Origin of the sequence: Natrinema zhouii, from assembly GCF_013456555.2 — an archaeon.
Classification (GTDB): domain Archaea; phylum Halobacteriota; class Halobacteria; order Halobacteriales; family Natrialbaceae; genus Natrinema; species Natrinema zhouii.
On sequence record NZ_CP059154.1, the window covers coordinates 2,271,300 to 2,296,113 of the forward strand.

Annotated in this window: 22 protein-coding genes and 1 pseudogene; 16 read left to right on the top strand and 7 right to left on the bottom strand. The window is 65.8% G+C overall.

The genetic code is table 11. The features are described from left to right. Positions 1-175: 175 nt before the first annotated feature. The 9 genes from HYG81_RS29910 to HYG81_RS29950 all read left to right on the top strand — a co-directional run bounded on the left by HYG81_RS29910 (position 176) and on the right by HYG81_RS29950 (position 13,719). Positions 176-1,822: a receiver/sensor box histidine kinase gene (locus HYG81_RS29910; RefSeq protein WP_180839748.1), complete on the top strand. Its 1,647-nt coding sequence runs from the start codon at positions 176-178 to the stop codon at positions 1,820-1,822. Between the two features lie 110 nt (positions 1,823-1,932). Next, a complete protein-coding gene (locus HYG81_RS29915) occupies positions 1,933-3,120 on the top strand; it encodes an outer membrane protein assembly factor BamB family protein (protein WP_180839749.1) in 1,188 nt (395 codons plus the stop codon). A gap of 153 nt (positions 3,121-3,273) precedes the next feature. Further along, complete coding sequence (gene radA, locus HYG81_RS29920) at positions 3,274-4,305, top strand: DNA repair and recombination protein RadA (protein WP_180839750.1); 1,032 nt, start codon at positions 3,274-3,276, stop codon at positions 4,303-4,305. A 506-nt stretch (positions 4,306-4,811) separates the two neighbouring features. Then, entirely contained in the window at positions 4,812-6,185 is a 1,374-nt protein-coding gene (locus HYG81_RS29925; protein ID WP_180839751.1) for a diaminobutyrate--2-oxoglutarate transaminase, read from the top strand. After that, positions 6,182-7,768 carry a pyridoxal phosphate-dependent decarboxylase family protein gene (locus HYG81_RS29930; protein WP_180839752.1) on the top strand — a complete coding sequence of 529 codons (1,587 nt, stop codon included), beginning with the start codon at positions 6,182-6,184 and terminating at the stop codon, positions 7,766-7,768. The genes HYG81_RS29925 and HYG81_RS29930 overlap by 4 nt, the downstream gene beginning before the upstream one ends. Beyond that, on the top strand, positions 7,765-9,672 hold the full coding sequence (locus tag HYG81_RS29935) for an IucA/IucC family protein (protein ID WP_180839753.1): 1,908 nt from the start codon (positions 7,765-7,767) through the stop codon (positions 9,670-9,672). The genes HYG81_RS29930 and HYG81_RS29935 overlap by 4 nt, the downstream gene beginning before the upstream one ends. Beyond that, complete coding sequence (locus HYG81_RS29940; RefSeq protein WP_180839754.1) at positions 9,669-10,334, top strand: GNAT family N-acetyltransferase; 666 nt, start codon at positions 9,669-9,671, stop codon at positions 10,332-10,334. Before HYG81_RS29935 ends, HYG81_RS29940 begins: the two co-directional genes overlap by 4 nt. Continuing rightward, positions 10,327-11,865, top strand: a complete 1,539-nt coding sequence (locus HYG81_RS29945) for a lysine N(6)-hydroxylase/L-ornithine N(5)-oxygenase family protein (protein ID WP_180839755.1) — start codon at positions 10,327-10,329, stop codon at positions 11,863-11,865. The genes HYG81_RS29940 and HYG81_RS29945 overlap by 8 nt, the downstream gene beginning before the upstream one ends. Positions 11,866-11,868: 3 nt before the next feature. After that, positions 11,869-13,719, top strand: coding sequence for an IucA/IucC family protein (locus HYG81_RS29950; RefSeq protein ID WP_180839756.1), 1,851 nt, complete (start codon positions 11,869-11,871; stop codon positions 13,717-13,719). Between the two features lie 84 nt (positions 13,720-13,803). On the opposite strand, the gene sufU is transcribed toward HYG81_RS29950, so the two are convergent. Next, positions 13,804-14,226: a Fe-S cluster assembly sulfur transfer protein SufU gene (gene sufU / locus HYG81_RS29955; protein ID WP_180839757.1), complete on the bottom strand. Its 423-nt coding sequence runs from the start codon at positions 14,224-14,226 to the stop codon at positions 13,804-13,806. Positions 14,227-14,408: 182 nt separating this feature from the next. Between sufU and HYG81_RS29960 the strand changes: the two genes are divergently transcribed. Further along, positions 14,409-15,065: a dihydrofolate reductase family protein gene (locus tag HYG81_RS29960; RefSeq protein ID WP_180839758.1), complete on the top strand. Its 657-nt coding sequence runs from the start codon at positions 14,409-14,411 to the stop codon at positions 15,063-15,065. A 22-nt stretch (positions 15,066-15,087) separates the two neighbouring features. Here the strand turns inward: HYG81_RS29960 and HYG81_RS29965 are convergent. The 3 genes and pseudogenes from HYG81_RS29965 to HYG81_RS29975 form a co-directional block, all read right to left on the bottom strand. Beyond that, a pseudogene (locus HYG81_RS29965) lies at positions 15,088-15,180 on the bottom strand (HD domain-containing protein); the annotation flags it as partial. Positions 15,181-15,264: 84 nt separating this feature from the next. Then, positions 15,265-15,717 carry a response regulator gene (locus HYG81_RS29970; protein ID WP_180839759.1) on the bottom strand — a complete coding sequence of 151 codons (453 nt, stop codon included), beginning with the start codon at positions 15,715-15,717 and terminating at the stop codon, positions 15,265-15,267. A gap of 106 nt (positions 15,718-15,823) precedes the next feature. Next, positions 15,824-17,071, bottom strand: a complete 1,248-nt coding sequence (locus HYG81_RS29975) for an aminotransferase class V-fold PLP-dependent enzyme (RefSeq protein WP_180839760.1) — start codon at positions 17,069-17,071, stop codon at positions 15,824-15,826. A 710-nt stretch (positions 17,072-17,781) separates the two neighbouring features. On the opposite strand from HYG81_RS29975, the gene HYG81_RS29980 reads away from it, so the two are divergent. Both HYG81_RS29980 and HYG81_RS29985 read left to right on the top strand, forming a co-directional pair. Next, the gene (locus HYG81_RS29980; RefSeq protein ID WP_180839761.1) at positions 17,782-18,777 is read left to right on the top strand and encodes an ABC transporter ATP-binding protein; all 996 of its coding nucleotides are present in this window, start codon (positions 17,782-17,784) and stop codon (positions 18,775-18,777) included. Then, entirely contained in the window at positions 18,774-19,649 is an 876-nt protein-coding gene (locus HYG81_RS29985; protein ID WP_180839762.1) for an ABC transporter permease subunit, read from the top strand. Before HYG81_RS29980 ends, HYG81_RS29985 begins: the two co-directional genes overlap by 4 nt. 60 nt (positions 19,650-19,709) lie before the next feature. Here the strand turns inward: HYG81_RS29985 and HYG81_RS29990 are convergent, their stop codons facing one another. The 3 genes from HYG81_RS29990 to HYG81_RS30000 form a co-directional block, all read right to left on the bottom strand. Then, the gene (locus HYG81_RS29990) at positions 19,710-20,003 is read right to left on the bottom strand and encodes a DUF424 domain-containing protein (RefSeq protein ID WP_180839763.1); all 294 of its coding nucleotides are present in this window, start codon (positions 20,001-20,003) and stop codon (positions 19,710-19,712) included. A gap of 4 nt (positions 20,004-20,007) precedes the next feature. Then, entirely contained in the window at positions 20,008-20,991 is a 984-nt protein-coding gene (locus HYG81_RS29995) for a tetratricopeptide repeat protein (protein WP_180839764.1), read from the bottom strand. A gap of 92 nt (positions 20,992-21,083) precedes the next feature. Continuing rightward, positions 21,084-22,712, bottom strand: a complete 1,629-nt coding sequence (locus HYG81_RS30000) for a hydroxysqualene dehydroxylase (RefSeq protein WP_180839765.1) — start codon at positions 22,710-22,712, stop codon at positions 21,084-21,086. Positions 22,713-22,842: 130 nt separating this feature from the next. Between HYG81_RS30000 and thpR the strand changes: the two genes are divergently transcribed. From thpR to HYG81_RS30020, 4 genes are all read left to right on the top strand, one after another. After that, the gene (thpR, locus tag HYG81_RS30005; protein WP_180839766.1) at positions 22,843-23,400 is read left to right on the top strand and encodes an RNA 2',3'-cyclic phosphodiesterase; all 558 of its coding nucleotides are present in this window, start codon (positions 22,843-22,845) and stop codon (positions 23,398-23,400) included. 171 nt (positions 23,401-23,571) lie between these two features. Further along, the gene (locus tag HYG81_RS30010) at positions 23,572-23,724 is read left to right on the top strand and encodes a 50S ribosomal protein L39e (RefSeq protein WP_006184874.1); all 153 of its coding nucleotides are present in this window, start codon (positions 23,572-23,574) and stop codon (positions 23,722-23,724) included. Positions 23,725-23,726: 2 nt separating this feature from the next. Beyond that, positions 23,727-24,005 (top strand): 50S ribosomal protein L31e, encoded by a 279-nt coding sequence (locus HYG81_RS30015; RefSeq protein ID WP_180839767.1) that lies wholly within the window; start codon positions 23,727-23,729, stop codon positions 24,003-24,005. 2 nt (positions 24,006-24,007) lie between these two features. Next, positions 24,008-24,673, top strand: coding sequence for a translation initiation factor IF-6 (locus HYG81_RS30020; protein ID WP_180839768.1), 666 nt, complete (start codon positions 24,008-24,010; stop codon positions 24,671-24,673). The last annotated feature ends 141 nt before the right edge of the window (positions 24,674-24,814 follow it).

Consider the following 24,814-nt stretch of genomic DNA (forward strand, 5'->3'; position numbering starts at 1 on the left):
CCTTTCTCACCGGCAAGCCGTCGGCTTGAGCAGTGTTCGTCTACCGGCTAGTATTTCGCTCTCAGCGCCCAACGGACTCCGTGGCCCGAACTCGATCAGGACCCGGAAACGACGCTCAAGCACCGCGGCCGTCGGCAAGGAGAACTATGGGTGTCGATCCCCTCGGACTAGGCTAATGAAGAGCGTCTCGAACCGGTTCGTCGGCGGGGTGGTCGCTAGCGCGGGCCTTCTCCTCTCGCTCTTCCACCTATCTCATCTCACCGCGTTTCGTCCGAACGGCGTCTTTCCCGAGGGGTCGACGCTCGTTCTCTCAATCGTCCTCTCGCTCGTCATGACTGCTGTCGGCGCGATGATCGCGCTGGATCGTCTCGTCTCGAGCCGGTCCGCGGGCCGAATACTGGCGTGGACCGGAATCGGCGTCGTGGCCCTCTCGCTGCTGGGCGCGTGGATAGTCGTCAGTATTGCCGGCGGGGAACTCTCGCTACTGAATCCGCTCGGACCGATGCTCACCGTTGCGACGTTCGGTGCGCTCGTCGGGCTACTGGTCGGTCTCTACGATGTCCGGGGACTGGAACACCAGCAATCCGTCGAGCAATCGAACCGCATCAACGACACGCTTCGCATCGCGACTCAGGAGTTGGTGAACAAGACGGAGCGATCCGCTCTCGAACGAGCCGTCTGCGAGAAGTTGACCGAATCCGAGGCCTACGAGGCCGTCTGGATCGGCCGCTACGACGAGGCGGATCCCACTGTTCGTGCCGCGGCGTGGTCCGGGTTCACCGACGACTACTTCGAGTCAATCGTCATCACCGTCGACGACAGCCCGACCGGGAACGGTGCCGGCGGACGCGCCATCAAGAGCCGGGAGATACAGTGCGTTCCGAACGTGTTCGACGACCCGACGATGGAGCCGTGGTGGGACCTGCTCGAGATGCACGGCGTTCGGTCGCTGGCGGTCATCCCGATTACACACGACGATACGGTGTACGGCTTCTTCAGTATCTACGCGGACCGCCAGAGCGTGTTCGGCGACCGCGAGCAGGAGGTGCTCGTGGAACTCGGCGAAACGATCGGTCACGCCATCGCGTCGATCGAGGCCCGCGAACGGCTCGCGGACCAGGAGCGCGAACTGGCGCGGCAGAACGAACAGTTGGACGCGTTCGCCGGCGTCGTCTCCCACGACCTCCGGAACCCGCTGAACGTGGCGATGGGGAATCTCGACCTCGCGCGCGAACAGGGTGACGATGTGTATTTCTCCCGATCGGCGGACGCACTGGATCGCATGGACGACCTCGTCACGGACCTCCTGACCCTCGCACGACAGGGCGAGACGGTCGACGAGTTCGACCAAGTCTCGCTTCGGGAAGTCGTCGAAGCGGCGTGGTCGACGGCCGGCTCGTCCGCGGCAACGCTTCGAATCGACGGCGAACTCGGCACGGTGTCGTGTGACCGGGGCCGCCTGCGCCAACTCCTGGAGAACCTGCTCCGAAATAGCGTGGAGCACGGTTCCACGAACGGTCGGCCGAAGGTCGACGACGGCGTCGAACACGCCGGTTCGGACGTAACCGTCACCGTCCGCCGGACGAATGCGGGATTCGCCGTCGACGATGACGGTCCCGGAATACCGACCGAACGCCGGCGAGCGGTGTTCGAGGCCGGACATACGACGAACCAAGACGGTACCGGGTTCGGACTCAACATCGTCCGAAGCATCGCCGAGGCTCACGGCTGGGAGGTCTCGGTCGGCGAGAGCCCGGACGGCGGTGCCCGATTCGAGTTCGTCGGCGTCGAACTGATCGACGCGGTGACGGATGCTCCCTGACTCTCACCTCGTTCCCTGCCTCATCCCTCGTTCCCTGACTCACCCTTCATCTTTCCCAGCGCGAACTCTCGTCACATCTATTATATCGGTCCGTTCGGTATCCGCATGCAGTGACCGACTGGAACCAGTACAAGGGCGATTCGCAGAACTCGGGGCTCCGGCGCGACCTCGAGGGGCCGTCCCGACCCACGGAAGCGTGGACGACCGATCTCGCCGGCTCGCCGGGATCGCCGGTCTGCGACCGCGACACCGTCTACGTCGGGACGACTCGCGGGAACTGCTACGCGCTCGAGCGGGCGACGGGTCGCCGTCGGTGGGTGTTCGAGACGACTGCTTCGACCGACGCGACGCCGGTCGTTACCCGCGATCGACTCTACGTGGGAACGGCCGATGGGGTCGTCCACGCGCTCGATCCTGCAACCGGCGAGGTGAAGTGGCGAGTCGAGCTTCCAGCCGCGCTCGAGACAGCGCTTGCGCTCTCCGATGGCCGACTCTACGCCGGTCACTCGACCGGGCTGTCCGCACTCGAGGCCGAGACTGGGACGGAGCTGTGGACCCACGAGACGGAGTCGGCCGCGGTCGGCTGCCCAGCGATCGCCGACGGGCGGGACGCGGATCAGCGTCGGTCGCCGCGGAATCCGCTCTCGGAGCCGGACGACCCGGCCCTGCTCGAGGACAAACGACTCCGAGAGCCGGACCAGCGGTGGACGGACGAACGGGTTTTCGTCGGCACCGCGGACGGATCGGTGCTCGCGCTCGCGGCCGAAACGGGCGAAGAGGTCTGGACGACGCCGATCGGTGGAGCGATCGCTGCCGGCCCGACGATTGCTGAGAGTCGGGTCTACGTCGCCGACGACGCCGGGACGATGCTCGCGCTAGACGCCGCGACCGGCCAGTCGTGGTTCACGTACGAGATCCGAGACGGATTCACGACGTCCCCGACCGTGCTCGCGGCCGCCGAGACGACGTTCGTCGGGGCCGCGGACGACTGTCTCCACGTCACCGACACGACCGTCGGTCGGCGAAAACTTCGCGGCTGGCTGTTCTCGCGGAAGGGAGTCGAACTCGACGGCCCTGTCCGTTCGTGCCCCGTCGTCGTTGGGGACGTCCTCTGCGTCGGCGACGCCAGCGGCTCTCTGTACGGAATCGATGTCGACGACCCCGAACCCCGTTGGCACGTCGCGCTTGACGACGCCGTCACCGGCACGCCCGCGGTCGCTCCTGGACGACTCTACGTCGGCTGTGACGACGGGCAACTCTACTGCCTCGAGTGGGACACCGACGAGACCGTGTTCTGAGTTGTGGTTCCGGTTCGCTGTCGGCTCCGTTGGGCGCGCCTTTCCTTCTAAATTCGTTGCTTCCGAGTCGAACTACCCCGCAGCCCTCCCGCACTTTCACTTTCACTTCCCTGTAAACGAGGGTTTATGGTGGGTCCGGCACAACGAGGGAGTATGCCCGAAGCAGATCTCGAGGAACTTCCCGGCGTTGGACCGGCAACCGCAGACAAACTTCACGATTCAGGGTTCGACTCCTATCAGAGTCTCGCTGTCGCCGCGCCGTCGGAGCTCTCGAACTCGGCGGATGTCGGCGAGTCCACCGCCGCGGACATCGTCAGTGCGGCCCGCGACGCCGCTGACATCGGCGGCTTCGAAACCGGCTCGACGGTGCTCGAGCGACGGAACGAGATCGGCAAGCTGAGCTGGCACAACGACGAGGTCGACGACCTGCTCGGCGGCGGAATCGAAACGCAGTCGATCACCGAAGTCTACGGCGAGTTCGGTGCCGGCAAGTCTCAGGTCACCCACCAGATGGCCGTCAACGTCCAGCTTCCGAAGGAGGTCGGCGGCCTCCACGGCTGTGCGATTTTCGTGGACAGCGAGGACACGTTCCGCCCCGAGCGGATCGACGACATGGTCCGCGGACTGCCGGACGACGCCATCAACGCGACGCTCGAGGACCGCGAGATCGAGGGAACGGCCGACGACGAGGCGGCGATGGACGCACTCATCGAGGACGTCCTCGAGAAGATCCACGTCGCGAAGGCGTTCAACTCCAACCACCAGATGTTGCTCGCGGAGAAGGCGAAGGAACTCGCCAGCGAACACGAGGACTCGGAGTACCCCGTCCGACTGCTCTGCATCGACTCGCTGACCGCTCACTTCCGCGCGGAGTACGTCGGCCGTGGTGAGCTCGCGAACCGCCAGCAGAAGCTCAACAAGCACCTTCACGACATCGACAAGGTCGGCAACCTCTACAACTGCGCCGTCATCGTCACGAATCAGGTCGCGTCGAACCCCGACTCGTTCTTCGGCGACCCGACCCAGCCCATCGGTGGCAACATCCTCGGCCACAAGTCCACCTTCCGGATCTACCTCCGCAAATCCAAGGGCGACAAGCGGATCGTCCGACTGGTCGACGCGCCGAACCTCGCCGACGGCGAGGCCGTTATGCGCGTTCAGGACGGCGGTCTGAAGCCCGAGTAGAACGCGAACGTCCGGTACCGACTTCAGCTTTCGTTTTCACGGATTGAGACGGTCGTTCGGTCGAGTGCGAATCGTCCCGCTTCCGAGATAAATTCACGCTTCGGAGCCGTCCCGCACGCTGCGTGGCCGTCCCTCATGCTGGCGATTACTTAAACAAACCCGCTCTCGCGGCCCGTCAGTGTCGACACGAACAGTTCGGTTGCTCCCCCCTTCTGCCGTCGATCCTCCGCGTATTGGCGCTGTAACCCCAAACGACCGAACGACGATCGCCTGTCGGCTCGCGATCGACCACCGATCGATGCGTCTCCCAATTCTGGGATCCCGTTCACCGCGTAGCCGCGCTGTCCGCCGAATTCGCTCCTCTCGGAACCACAGGGATAAGCTTTAGGTTAGCCTAAAAACCGGTACGCTTTTCAAGGTTTAGGTTGGCCTAAAACCCGTATGCCAAAGGAACAATTACCACTGGTGTCGATCGGTGATCGGTCGCCGGAGAGAGGTGTGCGGTCGTGATCGACGGCGAGTCGTCGGCCGAGCGCCTCCTCGCACAGCAGGCGCGCCGCGAGTCAAATGCGCGAACCTATCCCCGCTCGCTGCCGCTCGCGATCGAACGCGCCCGGGGAGCGATCCTCGAGGACGTCGACGGCAACGAGTACATCGACTGTCTGGCGGGGGCGGGGACGCTCGCGCTCGGGCACAATCATCCCGCCGTCGTCGAGCGGATGGAAGAACTGCTCGAGCGCGATCGACCGATTCACACGCTGGATCTGACGACCCCGGTCAAGGAACGGTTCGTCGATCGCTTGCTCGAGAGCCTCCCCGACGAGTTCGCCGAGACCGCGAAGGTGCAGTTTTGCAGCCCCGCCGGCACGGACGCCGTCGAGGCCGCACTGAAACTCGCCAAGACGGCGACGGGCAATCGATCGATGCTGGCGTTCCAGGGGGCCTACCACGGGATGACCCAGGGTGCTCTCGAACTGATGGGCGACACGGCACCGAGGGAATCGGTCGCCGGGGTCGCGTCCGACGTTCACCATCTGCCCTACCCCCACGCCTACCGCTGTCCGTTCGGACTCGGCGGCGAGGACTGCTGGCGGACGAGCGCCGAGTACATCGAACGCACCCTCTCCGATCCCGCCAACGGGATCGTCGACCCCGCGGGGATGATCCTCGAGCCGGTACAGGGCGAGGGCGGGGCGGTGGCGGCACCCGATGAATGGCTGCAGGAGATGCGACGGATTACCCGCGAACGGGACATTCCGCTGATCGTCGACGAGATCCAGACCGGACTCGGCCGCACCGGCGAACTGTACGGGATCGAACACGCCGATATCGTCCCGGACGTGCTGACGCTTTCGAAGGCCGTCGGCGGCGGACTCCCCCTGTCGGTCGTCGTCTACGACGAGTCGCTGGACGTCTGGGAACCGGGCGCACACGCCGGCACGTTCCGCGGGAACCAGCTGGCGATGGCCGCCGGTTCGGCGACCATCGAGCACGTCCTCGAACACGACCTCGCGGACCGCGCGGCGGCGATGGGCGAGCGGCTGCGGAGCCGGCTCGAGGAGACGGCCGCGACGTTCGATGCGGTCGGCGACGTCCGCGGACGCGGCCTGCTGCTCGGGATGGAACTCGTCGACCCCGAGGGCGAGCCCGATTCGCTCGGACACTACCCCTCGGACGGCGACCTCGCATCGGCCGTCCAGTCGGCGGCGTTCGATCGCGGCCTCGTCGTCGAGACCGGCGGCCGTCACGGCAGCGTCGTCCGGTTCCTCCCGCCACTCACGATTTCGGCGTCGCGAATCGACGACGTCGGCGACATCGTTCACGAGAGTGTTCGGTCGGCCGTCGCGGACGATCGAAATCGGGCGGAGGCGACGGCATGACGGGCAACGAACTGGCTGGTCAGTACCGTTCGGAAACCGACGGGCCGACGCCGCCGCCGGCGGCCTCGAGCGCCTTCCTCGGCGACCCGGACGGAAACGCTGCGTACGAGCACGCGATCGACCGGGCGCGCAAACGGCTCCTCGAGTCGTTCGCGACGGCGGAGGATCCCTACGCGGGGACTGACCACGAGGCGCTCCGCGAGCGAATAGACGAGCTGGCCGTCTTCCCCGACGAGGGCGAGTCGATCGAGGCGGTCCTCGAGACAGTTGCCGACGAGGTGCTCGCCGATTCGGTTCGCGTCCACGACCCGGGCTGCGTCGCCCACCTCCACTGTCCGCCGGCGATCCCGGCGCTGGCCGCGGAGCTACTGGTGTCTGGGACGAACCAGTCGATGGACTCGTTCGATCAGGCCCCAGCAGCGTCCGTCCTCGAAGAGCGCGTCGTCGACGCCTGCTGTGACCTGTTCGACTATCCGACCGGCGCGGATGGCGTCTTCACGGGCGGCGGCACGGAGTCGAACGTCCTCGGCCTGCTGCTGGCTCGCGACTGGTACTGCGAGACGCGATTCGACCGAACCGTCCAGACTGCGGGGCTTCCGCCGGCGGCGTCCGATCTCCGCCTGCTCTGTTCGGACGCTGCCCATTTCACGGCCAAGCAGGCCGCTCATCACCTCGGACTCGGTGAAGACGCGGTCGTCTCCGTCCCGACCGACGGCGATCGCCGGATCGACCTCGGGGCGCTGGATTCGACCCTCGAGCGCCTCGAGGCCGAGGGCCGCCACCCGTTCGCGATCGTCGGCACCGCCGGCACGACGGACTTCGGGAGCATCGACCCGCTCGAGGCGCTGGCGGACCGCGCCGCCGAGCGCGACCTGTGGTTCCACGTCGACGCCGCCTACGGCGGGGCGTGTGCGATCAGCGACCGCCTCCGCCCGAAGCTCGCGGGGATCGACCGCGCCGACTCGATCGCGGTCGACTTCCACAAACTGTTCTACCAGCCGATCGGCTGCGGGGCCTTCCTGTTGCGCGACGGCAATCGCTATCGGTTCCTCGAGCGCAATGCGGCCTATCTGAACCCCGAACGCGACGACGCGGCGGGGGTTCCGAACCTCGTCTCGAAGTCGACGCGAACGACTCGCAGATTCGACGCGCTGAAGCCGTTCGTGACGTTCAACGCGCTGGGCCGGACCGGCGTGGCCGACTGCGTCGAGTACGTCTGCGAGCTGGCCGACGCGGTCGCCGCCGAGATCCGGACCGAACCGGCGCTGGAACTGTGCTGCGAGCCCGAACTGAGCGCGGTCGTCTTCCGATACCGGCCGGATCGCCTCGGGCGATCGAACCGATCGTCCGAGCAGGTCGATCCCGACACGTCGACTGCAGTCGATCGCATCAATCGCTCGATCCGCGACGAGTTACTGGCCGACGGCGAGGTCGTCCTCGCTCGGACGGAAGTCGACGGCACTGCCGCGCTGAAGGTCACCCTTCTGAACCCCCGAACGACGCGTTCGGACCTCCGGGAGGCCCTCGAGGCGGTCATCGACCGCGGCGAGGCCCTCGAACACGAGCTTGGTGATTCCGCATGACTCCACAACCCACGATACCAACGATCGCGACTGACGAGCGTCGCGTCGATCCAACGCGGGTCGCACGCGATGCGACGGTGCACAGCTTCCTGAACTGCTACTGCCACGAGACCGGTGCCGGCGAGTTCGTCACCGCTGCAGACGCGCCCATCGATCGTCGGCCGGAAAGCGGACTCGTCCTGCAGTGCCCGCTGCCGAACCAGGGGATCGATCTCTTCGTTCCCGTAGCGTACCGCTCCCCGACTGGTCGTCACCTGTTCGACCTCCCCGCGTACTACCGGGCCGGGAGCGACGGCGAACCGGTCGACCTGGATTACACTACACTCGCAACGCTCGTCACGAAGGAACTCGAACTCGCACGCGGCGCGGACCCAAACCGCGACGATCTCGTCGAGCGAGTTATCCGATCCTGTCGGAACATCGAACAGTACGTCGACGCCCGTCTGGGCGACGAAGACACCCTGTACGGAACGGACTTCACGTTCCGTGAGGCCGAACAGTCACTCGTCTTCGGTCACCTCCAGCATCCGACGCCGAAGAGCCGCCGGGGAATGGAGCGCAACGCCGAGCGGTTCGCCCCGGAACTCGAGGGCTCCTTTCAACTGCACTACGTTCGTGCAGACCCCGACATCGTCGAGTCCGAGTGCGGTCGCACGGAATCCGCCGCGACGTGGGTTCGTGATGCATTGCGAGACGATCCGGCCGTTTCCGAGTCGCTCCTCGAGGAAAATCTCAACGACGATGACGTTCTCCTGCCGGTTCACCCGTGGCAGGCCGATCGGCTGTTCGAGCGCCCCGAAGTCCGGGATCTCGTCTCGGCGGGAAAACTCGAGTCGCTTGGCCCGCTGGGCCGGGAGTTCCACCCAACGACGTCCGTGCGGACGCTGTACGCGCCCGAGTCGCCGTTCATGGTCAAGGGATCGCTCGCCGTCGAGATCACCAACTCGCTGCGGACGAACAAGCGCCCCGAACTCGAGCGCGGGGTCGCGATTTCGGACCTGTTGGCGACCGAACTCGGCGACGACCTGCGCGAGCGATTCCCCGGGTTCGACGTGATTCGGGATCCGGCCTACCTGACCATCGATCCGGACGCGCTGGGCGTCGAGGGCGACGAATCCGGCTTCGAGGTCGTCCTCCGGGAGAACCCGTTTCGGGGCGAGGACGCCCGGCGGACGACGCCCGTCGTGGCCCTCTGTCAGGACGCGATCGGCGACGGGACCTCCCGTCTCGGCCGCATCGTCGCGTCCATCGCCGAGCGCGAGGGCCGCGACTCCGCAGCCGTCAGCGAGGAGTGGTTCCGGCGCTACCTCGCGATCTCGATCCGGCCGCTCCTGTGGCTCTACCTCGAGCGGGGGATTGGCCTCGAGGCCCACCAGCAAAACAGCGTGCTCGCGCTGGACGAGGCGGGCTACCCCGACGAGTTCCGCTACCGGGACAATCAGGGCTACTACTTCCCCGAGAACGCGTACGACCGAATCGAGGCCGTTCTCCCTGGCGTCGGCGAACGGGCCGGCAGCGTCTGTCCCGACGCGGTCGCCGACGAACGGGTCCGCTACTACGTCGTGCTCAACAACGCCTTCGGCGTGATCAACGCCTTCGGGACCGCGGGGCTGGTCGACGAGAATCGGCTGCTCGCCGTCCTCCGCGAGGAACTCGAGTCGCTGCGGGAGTTCGACCGCCCCGGCACGTCGATCCTGGACCCGCTCCTCGAGTCGGCGACCGTCCCCTGCAAGGCGAACCTCCTGACCCGGTTCCGCGGACTGGACGAACTCGAGGCCCCCTCGCTCGACGAGCAGTCGGTCTACGCCGACGTGCGGAATCCGCTCGTCGACGCGCCGGAGTCGGTCGATCGAGTCGATTCGGTCGGTTCGGTCGACCCGGTCGAGTCGGAGGTGAACCGATGACCGCTCGGGAGCCGTCCCGCGGCCCGCACGCCGCGGTCGTCTCGGACTACGACTTCGAGTACTACGACGAGACGATCGACCGCCACATCGGCTTCCGGCCGGTCTCGCTCGAGCGCGACCTCGGCCGCCTGCACGCATGGCTCGGCTCGGATCACGTCAAACCCTACTGGGATCTCGACCAGCCGTTACTCGAGTTCCGCGAGACGCTTCGGGAGAAACTCGCGGACGATCACCAGACGCTGTATATCGGCTGTCTGGATCACGTCCCGATGAGCTACTGGGAGCGCTACTGGGCCGCCGAGGACGACCTGGCGGCGTACTACGACGCCGACCCGGCCGATCAGGGGGTCCATCTCCTGATCGGACCTGAGGAGTACCTCGGCCAGGGGTACGGGACGGCGCTGCTTCGGGCGATGCTCGCGTTCCAGTTCCGCCACCCCGAGACCGACCGGGTCGTCGCCGAACCCGACGCCCGCAACGACGCGCTCCTCGCGACGGCCGGGCGCTGTGGCGCCGACCTCCGCCGGGAGTTCGAGTTCGAAGCGGAGGACAAGACGGCCAGGCTCGTCGTCTGTGAGCGCGAGCGGTTCGAACGCGAGATCTGGCCGCCGACTGCCGACGAAACGGCCGCGCTCCCGGCCGAGGTGAACGACGATGACTGAGGACGACGCCGGCACCGGTATCGATAGCGGTGACCCCGGTAGCGGTGACGGCACCGACGGCGTCACCGATGGCGGCGACGACACTGCCGTCCTCGATGTCGACGACGGCGATTCCGTCGTCGACCGCGGCTCGTACGACGTGCTCGGCGTCGGACTCGGGCCGTTCAACCTCGGGCTCGCGGCGCTGCTCGACGGTGCTGACGACCTCGAGCTGGATGCCGTCTTCCTCGAGCGCGAGCCCGAGTTCGCTTGGCACGAGGGGATGCTGATCGAGGGCGTCACGCTCGAGGTGCCGTTCCTCGCGGATCTGGTGACGATGGCCGATCCCACGAATCCCTATAGCTTCCTCAACTACGTCCGCGAGCGCGACCGCATCTACGAGTTCTACTTCTACGAGACGTTCCAGCTTCCCCGCCGCGAGTACGACGAGTACCTGCGCTGGGTCGCCGAGACCGTGCCGACGACGCGGTTCGGGCGGGAAGTGACGAGCGTCGAGTACGAGGCCGCGGGCGACGATTCCGATGACCCGGGGGACGCCGGGACGTTCGTCGTCGAGGCTACCAACCCCGAGACGGGGCGGCGCTACCGCTACCGCGCCGACGACCTCGTCATGGGGATCGGCTCTCGACCCGCATTGCCCGAGTTCGCCCGCGACCACGCCGGTGGGGACGAGCCGCTGTTCCACACCGCCGACTACCTCGAGCGCCGCGACGACGCCCTCGCGGCCGACGCGATCACCGTCGTCGGCTCCGGGCAGAGCGCCGCCGAGGTCGTGCTGGACCTGCTCGAGCGCCAGTCCGTCCACGACTACCGACTCGACTGGCTCACCCGGTCGGACGGCTTCTTCCCGATGGAGTACTCGAAGCTCGGCCTCCAGCACTTCACGCCCGAGTACACGCGATACTTCTACGACCTGCCGCAGTCGCGCAAGGACGATCTGCTGGCCGACCAGGACCTGCTCTACAAGGGGATCGACCCCGAGACCAGCGAGCGGATCTACGATACCCTCTACGAGCGCTCGATCGGCGACCGCGAGCCCGACTTCGGCATGCTCGCGACGACCGAAGTCGCCGATATCGAGCGCCTCGACGGCAGCTACTGGCTCGAGTGCGAGCAGCGCCAGCAGGAAACGGCGTTCGCGCTCGAGACGGACGCCGTGATCTTCGGGACGGGGTATCAGCGGCCGACGCCGACGTTTCTCGAACCGATCGCCGATCGGATCGCGTTCGACGACCGTGGCCAGTTCCGCGTGAGCGAGGACTATCGGCTCGAGGGAGCGTTCGGGAGTCCGGACGAGGACGGCGGCCGCGTGTTCGTCCAGAACGCCGAGGTGCACACCCACGGCGTCGGCGCGCCGGATCTCGGGCTTGGCTGTTATCGGAACGCGGTGATCATCGATCGGCTCGCCGGCCGCGAGGTGTACCCCATCGATCGGGACACCGTTTTCCAGAACTTCGACGTCGAATCGTTCGCCGACCATGCGCCGGTTCGGACCGACACCGCGCAATCGCCGTCACTCACCACGGAGTAATTCATGCAAAACGCACGACACACGACGGAGACGGAGTACGGACTCGACGGAATCGACACGCTAGACGACGTGCTGACCGAAGACCGCTGGAACGACGCGGGGCGGGAGTTGCTCGCGAAGATCCTGCAGGAGTTCACCTACGAGGACATCCTCGAGCCCGAACCGGTCGATGACGACCGATCCGGCGACCGATCGGGCGGCGAGTGGACCACCTACGAGATCGATCTCGAGGGAACGCGCTACCGCTTCGACGCCGTCGAGCGGTTCTGGGACAGCATTAGCGTTCGCGTCGACTCGATCGAACGCGACGCAGGCGACGGGTTCGAACCCGCCGACGACCCCCTCCAGTTCGTCGTCGACCTCGAGCCGACGATCGAGATGGACTCTATCACGGCCGGCCACCTCGTCCGCGAGTACACCAACACGCTGCTCGCGGACGCCCACATCGAGTCGGCCGACGCCGAACGGTCCGTGCTCGACATGTCCTACGGCGAAATCGAGGGCGAGATGACCGGCCACCCGTGGCTCACCTTCAACAAGGGCCGGGTCGGCTGGGGGTACGACGACTACCGCAGCTACGCCCCCGAGCGGGCCGAATCGATCCGGCTCTCGTGGTGTGCCGTCTCGCGCGAGGCAGCCTCGTTCGTGAGCGTCGACGGACTCGAGCACGAGGCGCTGCTCGAGTCGGAACTCGGAAGCCACGCCGAGGAGTTCCGGGGTGAACTCGAGGCGCGCGGGCTCGAGCCCGACGACTACCTCTTCGTGCCGGTCCACGACTGGCAGTGGGAGAACGCGATCGTTCCCCTGTTCGGCAAACAGCTCGCGACGGACGAGATCGTGCCGCTCGGGGCGGGGCCGGACGAGTACCTGCCCATGCAGTCGGTTCGGACGTTCGTCAACGCCGACGAGCCGACCAAGCACAACGTGAAGCTCCCGATGATGATCAGCAACACGCTCGTCTGGCGCGGCCTCCCCGGCGAGCGCACCGAGGCCGCGCCGCTCGTCACGGAGTACGTGAAGGACGTTCGGGACTCGGACCCGTTCCTGCGCGACGACTGCGAGGTCGTCCTGCCGGGCGAAATCGCGGGCGTGAACTTCGATCACCCGACGTTCGACGCGCTCGAGGCCCCGCCCTACCAGTACAATGAACTGCTGGGCTGTGTCTGGCGCGAGAGCGTCACGGACCTGATCGACGACAGCGAGCGGGCGATGACCCTCTCGTCGCTGCTGCACGTCGAGGACGGCGAACCGGTACTCTCGAAACTTGTCGAGCGCTCTGATCTCGCGCTCTCCGAGTGGCTCGACGAGCTGTTCGCCACGATGCTCCCGCCGCTCCTGCACTACCTCTACCGATACGGAACCGCCTTTTCCCCCCACGGAGAGAACACGATCCTCGTCCTCGAGGACGATCGTCCGTCCCGGCTCGCCGTCAAGGACTTCGTCGACGACGTCAACGTGGCCGAGGCACCGCTCGAGGAGCTGCAGGGACTGCCCGACGACCTCGAGGACGTGCTGCTGTCCGTACCGCCGGAAGAGCTGCGCCTGTTCGTCGTCTACGGGCTGTTCGTCGGCGTCTACCGCTACCTCGCGGACCTGCTGGTCCGCCACCACGACTATTCGGAGGATAAGTTCTGGGGACAGGTCCGGACTGCGATCGAGGACTATCAGGCGCAGTTCCCCGCCCTCGAGGAGCGATTCGAGCTGTTCGACCTGCTCGAGCCGACGGTCCCGAAGCTGACGCTCAACCGAAACCGGATGATCGATATCGGCTACGGCGACCGCCCCGAGCGACCCCACGCGATCGAGCACGGGACCGTGCCGAATCCGCTCTCCGAGGTCGACCCTGAGCGGTAACGGCGACGCTCGAGATTCGAATCGACGAGCGGTAGCAGAGAACGCAGCTCCTGCGTTTCGGGGTTCGCCGGAGACGAAGCGGCTTTAGTCGTCCTCGGTCGTCGTCTTGTCGACGTCGAGTTCGCCCTGATAGATCTCCGCGCCGTCCTGTGCGACCTTTTCGGCGAGCACGGCGCACTTGACCCGCATCGGCGAGATGTCGACACCGAGCATGTCGATCACGTCGTCGCGGTCCATCTCGTGTAGTTCGTCGAGGCTCTTGCCGGCGAGTTCGCCCGAGAGCATGCTGGCGGAGGCCTGACTGATCGCACAGCCGTCGCCGGAGAAGGCGACCCGCTCGATCGTCTCGTCGTCGTCCTCGAGCGTGACGTCCATGCGAATCTCGTCGCCACACATCGGGTTCTCGCCGACGTGGGTGAACGTCGGATCCTCGAGTTTCCCGTAGTTACGGGGGTTCTTGTAGTGGTCGAGGATCTGCTGTCGGTACATATCCGATCCCAGTCCCATTGTTGCGTTCGAATAGACGCGAGAGTTGTAAAAGGGTTCCGGGGCCGCTCACGATCGCGCTCGAGGAACGGATCGCACGCGCTCCGACGTTCCGATACCGTAGCGTTCGGTGTTCGGAATCGCTCGAGACCCTGTCAGTATAGACGAAATAGTTATCGTCTATTCCCGCGTTAATTAAACGCATGGGAACATCTAGTTCAGAAGAAACGTCTGGAAAACTCGTCGTCGGAACGTTCCTCACGCTCGATGGTGTGATGCAGTCGCCGGGCGGCGCCGACGAGGATAGAGACGGCGGCTTCGAACGTGGTGGATGGTCGGTCAACTACTGGGACGAGACGATGGGCGAGATGATGAACGACCAGTTCGCCGAGGCCGACGCGCTGTTGCTCGGCCGGAAGACGTACGAAATCTTCGCCGCACATTGGCCTAACGTCGATACGGCGGACGACCCCGTGGCAGCGAAACTGAACGGCATGCCGAAGTACGTCGCCTCGAGAACCCTCGACGCGGTGACGTGGAACAACTCGACGCTCCTCTCGGACGGCGTCGCAGAAGCCATCGCGGACCTCAAGGAGGAGCGGGAGGACGTGATGATGGTGCAGGGGAGCCACGACCTGATCCAGACGCTGCTTGCACACGACCTCGTCGACGAGTTCTGGCTCTGGATCTTCCCCGTGGTCGTGGGGGACGGAAAGCGGTTGTTCGGCGACGAGACGATTCCCGCGGCCCTCGAACTGATGTCCGTCGAGACGTCGAGCACGGGGGTCCAAATGCTCCGCTACGACCGAGCGGGTGAGATTGACTACGGCTCGTTCGCGCTGGATGATGTGGCGGTGTGAGTAGCGGGCGTCCGCTCGTATACACGGATTCGACTCGCCGGACGTGGTGCCAGTCGTGGGCCGGCGGCGCGTCCGCGAAGTACGACCGCGTACGGTCCCGGACTGCCTCGAGCATCGTGCTCTCGTTTCGGCGGCGGGACAATAAGCGCGCCGTCCTCGAGCGATTACGTGAGCTGTCGAGTCGGATTCGATACCGCAGTCACTGCGATTGCTTCTGGACGATCGCGAACCAGAAGTCCTCGATCGATTGCACGAACTCGACGAAGTCCTCGGGTTCGATCGGTTTCTGGATGTAGGCGTCCGCCTCGAGCCCGTGAGACTGTACGATCTGTTCTCCGGCGTCCGAACTCGTGAGTACGACGACCGCGATCTCGTTCAGCGCTGGTTCGTTTTTCAGTTCCGAGAGGACATCGATTCCGCTCTTGCCGGGTAACTGGGGCTCGAGCAGGACCATATCTGGCTGCGGTTCGCTCGAGTACTCGCCGCGCTGGTGGACGAAATCGAGCGCGGACTGTCCGTCGTCGACGATGTGAACGGTGTTCAGGAGCTTCGCGTCTCTGAAGTTCTCCTCGAAGAGACGGCTATCGCCGGGGTTCGGCTCGACTAACAGGATATCGATCGGATCGGTCGACTGTCCGCCTTCCGTGGCCATCTACGACACGTTTCGTGTGCGCCGGTAAAACATCGAGGATCTCTGTATTGAACGATCTATTCCGTTGTCCGCTGTCGCAGCGTCGGCCTCGGCAGTCAGTATCCGCTCACGCGAACAGCTGACGTGCATCATCGATTGCAGCGACCAGCTTGTCGACTTCCTCCTTCGTGTTGTAGACGTAGAACGAGGCTCGAGCCGACGCTGCAACTCCCAGCTTATCGTGGAGCGGCTGGGTACAGTGGTCGCCGGCGCGGATCGCGACCGCGTGGTCGTTCATGATCGAGGCCAGATCGTGGGCGTGGACGCTCTCGAGGTTGAAGCCGACGAGGCCGCCGCGCTCCGGGCCGGGTTCGGGGCCGTAGATTTCCACGCCCGGCTCCGCTGCGAGTTGCTCGTAGGCGTAGCGAGCCATCTCCTCCTCGTGGGCCTCGATGCGCTCCATACCGATCTCCTCGAGCCAGTCGATCGCGGCGACGAGACCGACTGCTTCGGCGATCGGGGGCGTGCCGGGTTCGAACTTCCAGGGGAGGTCGTCCCAGGTGGAGTCCTCGAAGGTGACCTTGCGAATCATTCCGCCGCCGTAGAGATAGGGTTGCATCTCCTCGAGCAGCTCTTTTTTGCCGTAGAGCGCACCGATACCGGTGGGGCCGGCCATCTTGTGGCCCGAGAAGGCGTAGAAGTCGGCGTCGATAGCCTCGACGTCGACGGGGCGGTTGGGGACGGCCTGTGCGCCGTCGATGAAGGCCAGCGCGTCGTGGTCGTGGGCGATATCCACCAGTTCGGAGACCGGGTTGACGGTGCCGAGCGTGTTCGAGACGTGGACCGCCGAGAGCATCGCGGTGTCGTCGGTGATGCACTCGCGGGCGTGGTCCATGTCGAGGGTGCCGTCGTCCGTGATTCGGATGTACTTCACGTCGGCACCCGTTCGCTTGCCGATCTGTTGCCACGTGACCAGCGAGGCGTGGTGTTCCATCTCCGTCAGCACGATCTCGTCGCCGGGGCCGAGCTCGTTCAGGCCCCACGAGTAGGCGACCAGGTTCTCGGCTTCGGTCGTGTGCTTCGTGAAGATCACTTCCTCGCGGCCGCCGCTCGCGCCGATAAAGTCGGCGACGCGGTCGTGGGCCTCCTCGTAGAGAATCGAGGCCTCTTGGCTCAGGTGGTGGATCCCCCGGTGGACGTTGGCGTTGGACTCGCGGTAGTAGTCGCTCATCGCGTCGACGACCGGATCGGGCGTCTGGGTCGTCGCCGCGTTGTCGAGATAGACGACCTGTTGGTCGTCGAACTCCCGCTGGAGGATCGGGAACTCCTCCCGGATCGCCCCGACATCGAGCGACTCGAGGTTCTGTTGACTCATTGGTGACTAGGACGGACTGCACACAAAACACTCCTTCGGTCCGGAGCTGGCCGATTTTTCCGGAATCGGAGCGAACCGGCCCGTATTGCCTATTCGGGGCCAGTTTCGGGAACACAATCAGTGCCGGACCGGCAGTGGATTGCAGTCGCTGTGCGCTGATCGAGTGTGAGTGGAAAGGGGTGGGTGGGGTGGGGAAGGGGAGGGAGTGGGGGAGACGGGGACGGGAGGTGAACGGCAGGGGTGTGGTGGGGGTACCCTGGTGGGTGCCCCTGCCGCAGTTCTCTCTTGGAGTGCCTCCGGGATACCGGTATCTCCAAACTATTTTGGTATCGGAAAACGCGGGCGAGACGGAACTGGCGACTGTCATCATCGCGAGGCGGGAACCATCCTCGAGTTACCGGGCCGCTCCCGTCCCTGCGGTTCGCTGCCGACCGCCGGCTGCGTGTTCTGTCAGCCGGAACCCATGTTTTGCGCGAAGAGCCATGCAACGGCGTCGAACAGGTAGAAGACGACGAGTTCGACGAGGACGCTGACCGCCGAGACGGCCAGGATCGCCGACAGCGAGTCGACGGACAGCGCGAGGGGTTCCCGGTCCGTCTCGTCAGCCCTCTAGTCGTTCGTATGACAGGATAATATAAAACCCCCACAGTTTCCGACCGTGAAACTGGGGTCGGTGGATTATACAAACGGACGGTGTAGCGGCGACCGGGATGACTGCGATCGAGATATCCGGTCTGACGAAGGAGTACGGCGATCTCACCGCCGTCGACGACCTCACGCTCACCGTCGACGACGGCGAGATCTTCGGCTTTCTGGGCCCGAACGGGGCGGGGAAGTCGACGACGATCAACATGCTACTGGATTTCACGCGCCCGACGACGGGGTCGGCGACGGTGCTGGGCTACGACACCCAGACCGAGGCCGATGAGATCAGCCCTCGCGTCGGCGTCCTTCCGGAGGGATTCGACATCTATCCGCGTCTCTCGGGCCGCCGGCATATCGAGTTCGCCAGCGAGACGAAGGCCGCCGAGGACGATCCCGACGCGATCCTCGAGCGGGTCGGGCTCTCGGCCGAGGACGCTGAGCGACCGGCCGGCGACTACTCCAAGGGGATGCGCCAGCGACTCGCGACCGGCATGGCACTGGTCGGCGATCCCGACCTATTGATCATGGACGAGCCCTCGAGCGGGCTCGATCCCCACGGGATCCGCGAGATGCAGGAACTCGTCCGCAGCGAAGCCGAACGGGGGACGACGGTCTTCTTCTCGAGTCACATCCTCGAGCACGTCGAGGCGGTCTGTGATCGCGTCGGCGTGTTGAACGAGGGGGAACTCGTCGCCGTCGATACGATCGACGGGCTGCGCGAGGAGATCGGCGGCGGCGCGACGATGACGCTCACGCTCGCGGACGCCGCGAACGGCGCACGCGAGGTGGCAGGTGCGGTCCCGGGAATCACCGACGTCACCGCGTCCGGGCGAACCCTCGAGTGCACGATCACCGATCCGGCCGCGAAGGCCGGCGTCGTGACCGCACTCGATAACGCGGGCGCGACGATTCGAGATCTGCGGATCGAGGAGGTCTCGCTCGAGTCGCTGTTCACCGCGCTGACGAACGGTGACGGGAGCGAACCCGGGGACGGGACCGGTGCGCAGTCCGGGACGGCCGATGAGGCTGCACTCGAGACGGAAACGGAGGTTCCGCGATGACCTCGCACATTCCAACCGTCGCCCGCAAGGAGTTCGACGACGCCGGCCGGTCGAAGCTCCTCTGGGCGCTGATCGGACTGCTCGTCGGACTCGTCGTCATCGGCTACGTCGCGATCTGGTACACGATCGACGACGTCACCGCGGCCGAGGTGCTCAGCTTTCTCGGCACGCCGCTACAGGTGATCCTCCCGGTCGCCGCGCTGATCGCTGGCTACATGGCCGTCGTCGGCGAGCGACGGTCGGGAAGTATCAAGCTCCTACTGGGACTGCCGCCGAACCGGACCGACGTCCTCTTCGGCAAGCTGTTCGGTCGTATGGGCGTCGTCGGACTCGCCGTCGGGCTCGCGTTTCTCGTCTCGCTCGTCCTCGGTGCCGTCTTCTTCGGCTCGGTCCCGTTCGTCGACTGGCTGGGCTTCGCCGCGGTGTCGCTGCTCTTCGGAACCACGTTCGTCGGCCTGGCTGTCGGCGTCTCCGCCGCCGTCTCGACGCGGGGCAAGTCGATGGCCATCGTCGTCGGGATCTACATGGTGTTCGTCGCGCTGTGGGAACTGCTCACTGCCGGTCCCTATCACCTCCTCTACGACGAGGGGCCGCCGGTCGAAGCCGAGACGTGGTACCTGGTGCTCGATCAGTTCAATCCGATCTTCGCGTACACGAACCTGGCCAACGAGGTCGTCGAGGGGTCGATCTTTCCCTTCCAGTTCCAATACGGACTCCAGTCGATGGAGGCGTACGGAATGACGCCGGCCGAACGCTATCCCGGCGACGCGCCGTTCTATCTGCAAGAGTGGTTCGGCATCGTCGTCCTGCTGTTCTGGCTGGTCGTGCCCGTCGCGATCGGCTACTACCGGTTCCAGCGGACCGACCTCTAGGGGCCTCGAGTCGGTTGCAGAAATATCGACTCCGCCGCGGTCAGTTTCCTGCCGATCGCGCTACTGCATCTGCAGCAACTGCGCGTGCAGCGTCGCCCCGACCTCGAGGACGTTCGCCTCGTCGACGAACCCCTCGTCGACGGCGAGTTCGACGGCGCGGGTGCCGACGATGTTGGCGACGGCCGCCCGTCCGAGGCTCTCGAGTACCGCGTTCTCGTCGACCTCGTCGCCGCCGTAGAACTCCTCGGTGACGGTCAGGGAGAGCTCACCCTCCTCGAACGTCTCGCCGAGGACGTCCTCGTCGCAGACGGCGACCAACAGCCCCTCCTTCGTCTCTCGTTCGTTGACGATCATGCGGTTACTCGAGTTCCCACTCGCGCTCGTCCTCGTCGTCCGCCGCTCCGTCGTCGATACCGAGATCGGCGACGCCGAGGTCGTCGAGCCCGATGTCTCCCTGTCGCTGGGGCGGGGACTGGCGGTTCGCGCCGTGACCGCCGCGGCCCGCTCCGGCACCACCGCGTCCGGCCGCGCCACTCCCGGGTCCGGCTCCCGGACCCGCACCAGCGCCGCCACCGCCGCCCGCACCCTGCTCGTACAGCTCCTCGCGGTCGTCCATCATCTCCTGTTCGGCCTGCTCGCGCATCTGATTCGCTTCTTCGGCGATTTCTTCGGCCTCGTCGAACTCGCCGAGTTCCTCGAGGATTTCGGCCTTCGTCTCGAGCACCTTCGCGTTGCGCAGGCCGAGCCGGATCGCGTTGTCGACGCAGTTGAGCGCCTCCTCGGACAGCCCGCGCTCCGAGAGGAAAAAGGCGCGGTTGAACCAGCCGGCGGCGAAGCGCTCGTCGATCTCGATGGCGCGCTCGGCGTGCTCGAGGGCCTCGCTCGTCTGGCCGAACTCCCAGAGCGCGTAGGCGAGATTGGTTTCGGCGGTCGCGGCGTGCTCGCTCTCCTCGTCGATCCGCAGGGCCTCGCGGTGGGCCCCGATCGCCTCGTCCCACTCCTCGAGTTCGCCGTGGGCGACGCCCTTGTTCACCCACGCTTCCTGCTCGAGCTTGTCGTCTTCGGCGAAGTGGGACGTTCGATCGAAGGCCTCGGTGGCCTGCTCGTAGCGGTTGATCTGCATGTAATTCAGTCCGACGTCGAGCAGCTCGCTCGCGTCGACGTCGTCCTGATCGATGTTGTGCTGGTCGAGCGTGTCGGTGACGACGCGGGAGTCGACGGGGTCGACCTTCGACGGGTCGATACCCAGCTCCGGCGGGTCCAGGTCGAACGCCTCGTACGGATCGCCGAACCCCTCTCCCTCGGAGAAGCGATGATCGCGATCGTCGTCTCGGTCAGTCATTACTGTAAATTGGCGGTGACGACTGTTAAGGGCTGCGACCCGGGTAGCGGCGGCGTTGCGATGGCGTCGTCCCGCCGTTCGAAACGCGGTTCTCAGACCCGTTTGCCGAGGCGTCTGGTAACGCTGCGGAGCGACTGCGTCACCGCCGCCGGGTGTGGCAGTCCGAGGCGGTACCGGATTCGATCCTGCCGTTTGAACGGCACGAACACCGCGGGCTCCTCGAGGTCCCACACCCGCACGGGCGAGTTCCGAACGCCGCGTCGCTCGAGGACGGCGTTCGCCGCGCGGCGGCCGGCCTCGTTGGCCGACTCCATCGAGGCCAGATCGGCATTCGTTCGCACGTAGTCGCTCGCCAGCGTGAGATTGCGGACGGCGACGTCCGCCGGTGGCCGGTTCCGGAGCGAGCCCACGGTGTTGATCAGCAGCGGGGATCGGTTCTCGACGCCGCCGTCCGTTTCGACGAGCGACGGATCGAGGAACCAGTCGACGAGCAGCTCGTCGGTCAACCGCTCGTCGGGCTCGTTCAGGTGCGCTTTCAGCTGCACCCAGATCTCTTCGGCGATTTCCTCGCGCGTACACGCCCTGGCGGGTTTCTCGTGTACGATTCCCGGCGTGTCCCAGTCCGAGGCGATCACCGAGAGGACGCCCTCGACCGCGTGGGGGCCGCGGCTCTCGAGGTCGTACGTCGTCCAGAACTGTCGCTGCGAAATCGACGTCAGCGCCCAGGGGGAATCGGCGTAGACCTGATGGCCGCGGGTCAGTTCGACGTCCGTCGCGAGGTAGAACTGGATCCCGTTCATCCAGGCCGTCTCGAGGCGCTCGATTCGCCCCAGTTCCGGTGCGGCCCGACGCAGGTCCGGCGTGACGAACTCGGGTGCGACCTCGACCGGGACGGCCAGCACGAACTCGTCGGCCGCGACTCTCGCCCTGTCGGCCAGTTCGACGCCGGTGACGCGTCGCCCGTCGAACGCGAGTCGCCGCGCGGGTGTATTCGGCCGGAAGTCGACGCCGAGTGTCTCGAGGTGGCGAACCCACGGATCGATCCAGGCCTCGTTCGTCGGCGCGTTCAGGACGCGCTCGGTCGGCTCGGTCGGATCGAGCTGGCCGAACAGCAACTGCAGGTAGATCGTCCCGACCGTCCGGGCGCTCCCGACCTGCGGCCGGAGCGCGACGAGCGCCTGCGTGGTGTACGCGACCCGGTCGCGAAATTCCTGCGAGCGGTTCTCCGCGTCGATGAACTCCCACCAGGAGACATCGTCGAGTTCGTTCTCGCGCCGGGACTCGCAGGCGGTCAGCAGGTACAGCAACCGCTCGAGCAGGAAGCGAACGTCCTCGCGGGGCAGGTCCTCGGCGAACGCCGGCCGAAGCGCCTCGAGCCAGCCGCGGATCGTGTCGGGGGTGCGCGTCTCGGCGATCCGGCTCCGGCCCGTCGTACTCGCGATGAGCGTCGCTTCGGTTGCGACGAGGTTGTCCGCGACGGTCCCGTCGCCGTCGGGGATCCGTTCCATCGTGTCGACGACGTGCCGATAGAACGCTGGAAAGAACCGGAAGCCGTGTTCGCCCTGGAGCGCATCCGGATCGTCTTCGATCGGCATCGAGCGTGCTTTGCCACCGAAGCGGTCGTTCGCCTCGAAGACGGTCACGTCGAACCCGCGCACGGCGAGTTCGTGTGCCGCCGTGAGGCCGCCGATTCCGCCGCCGATGACAGCAACGTCGGTCATTAGCGTTCCTGCGGGTCCCACGGAAATAACGGGCTCCCCTACCCACGAAGCTCCCGGCGGGCGCCGGGTCGGTGCCGGAACCGGCCACACTCCCGTCACTATTGAGTATCCCGCCGACGAGGATCCGACTATGCGACTGTTCGTCAGCGTCGACCTGCCCGACGACCTCGCCGAACCGGTCGCCGATCTCCAGGACGAGTTCGCGGACGCGAGCGGGCTCAATTTCACGGACCCCGAGCAGGCCCACATCACGATGAAGTTTCTCGGCAATGTCGACGATGATCGGGTTTCCGACCTCGAGCGAGCGCTCTCCGCCGCAGTCGCGGACGCCGATATCGACCCCTTCACCGTCCGCTACGGCGGACTGGGCGTCTTCCCGAGCCTCGAGTACATCAGCGTCGTCTGGCTTGGCGTTGAGGACGGCGGCGACGAACTCGTTCGACTCCACGAGGCCGTCGAGGACCGGACGACGGCGATGGGGTTCGACGCCGAGGATCACGACTTCACGCCCCACGTTACGCTCGCGCGAATGGAACACGCCGGCGGGAAGGAACTGGTTCAGGAGCTCGTCCGGGAGCGCGATCCGACCGTCGGCGAGACTCGAGTCGACGAGATTCGACTGACCGAGAGCACCCTCACGGACGAGGGGCCGGTCTACTCGACGGTCGAGTCGTTTCCCCTCGAGTGAGCGGTGTCGGCTCGAGGGCCGAAACCCGTGGGATGAGTTTCGGTGCATCGAGACCAGCCGACCGTATTCCGGGACCAGCTGACTCGCTCGAGCGGTGTCCGATCGGTCTGCCGACCGTCTGCCGCTTAGATGGACAAGATTTTAAGCCAGCGTGGGCTACGTCCGGCTACTATGGGTAAGAAATCGAAGGGCAAGAAGAAGCGACTTGCCAAACTCGAGAACCAGAACAGCCGCGTGCCGGCCTGGGTTATGATGAAGACGGACATGGATGTCCAGCGCAACCCGAAGCGACGCAACTGGCGGCGTAACGACACCGACGAGTAACGATGAGTGCAACTGATTTCGAGGAACGTGTCGTTACCGTTCCGCTGCGCGACGTCAAGAAGGGGGCCAACCACGAGGCCGCCGACTACGCGATGCGACTCATCCGCGAACACCTCGCGAAACACTTCGCGGTCGACGAGGAGGCCATCCGACTGGACCCCTCGATCAACGAGACGATCTGGAAAAACGGCCGCTCCAACCCGCCGCGAAAGCTTCGCGTCCGCGCAGCCCGCTTCGACGAAGAGGGTGACGCCGTCGTCGAAGCCGAGGTCGCTGACTAAACTTGCAACGCCTCGCCTTCGCCGGGTCGGCGTACGTCGGCGTCTTCGCCCGCGCGACCGACTCGTGCGTGCTCGTTCGCCCCGACGTCGACGACGACGTTATCGCCGACCTGACTGACGAACTCGAGGTGCCCGCCATCCGGACGACCGTCGGCGGTTCCTCGACGGTCGGTGCGTTAGCGACCGGCAACGAAAACGGCCTCCTCGTGAGTTCGCGCGTTCTCGATTACGAACGCGAGACGCTCGAGGAAGAGATCGACCTGCCCGTCGCCGAACTCCCGGGCAGTATCAACGCCGCCGGTAACGTCGTCCTCGCGAACGACTACGGGGCCTACGTCCATCCGGACCTGCCCCGCGAGGCGGTTCAAATCGTCAAGGAGACGCTCGAGGTCCCCGTCGAACGCGGCGACCTCGCGGGCGTTCGAACCGTCGGGACGGCCGCCGTCGCGAACGACACCGGCGTGCTCTGCCATCCCAAGGCAACCGATGAGGAACTCGACGTCCTCGAGGAAGCGCTGGACGTCCGCGCCGACGTCGGGACGATCAACTACGGCGCGCCGCTGGTCGGCTCCGGCCTGATCGCCAACGAGGCCGGCTACGTCATCGGCGAGAACACGACCGGTCCCGAACTGGGCCGGATCGAGGACGCGCTGGGCTATCTCGACTGACTCGACCCACTCGAGTATCGCTGATTTCTCCGCGTTTCTCGAACTGCGCTCGAGCGATCGCACTGGACCCTCTTCGACTCGGGCCACGCCTCGGTGTTCCCGGCCGAGTCTGATCCTGACCGGTATCTATATTTACTCAAT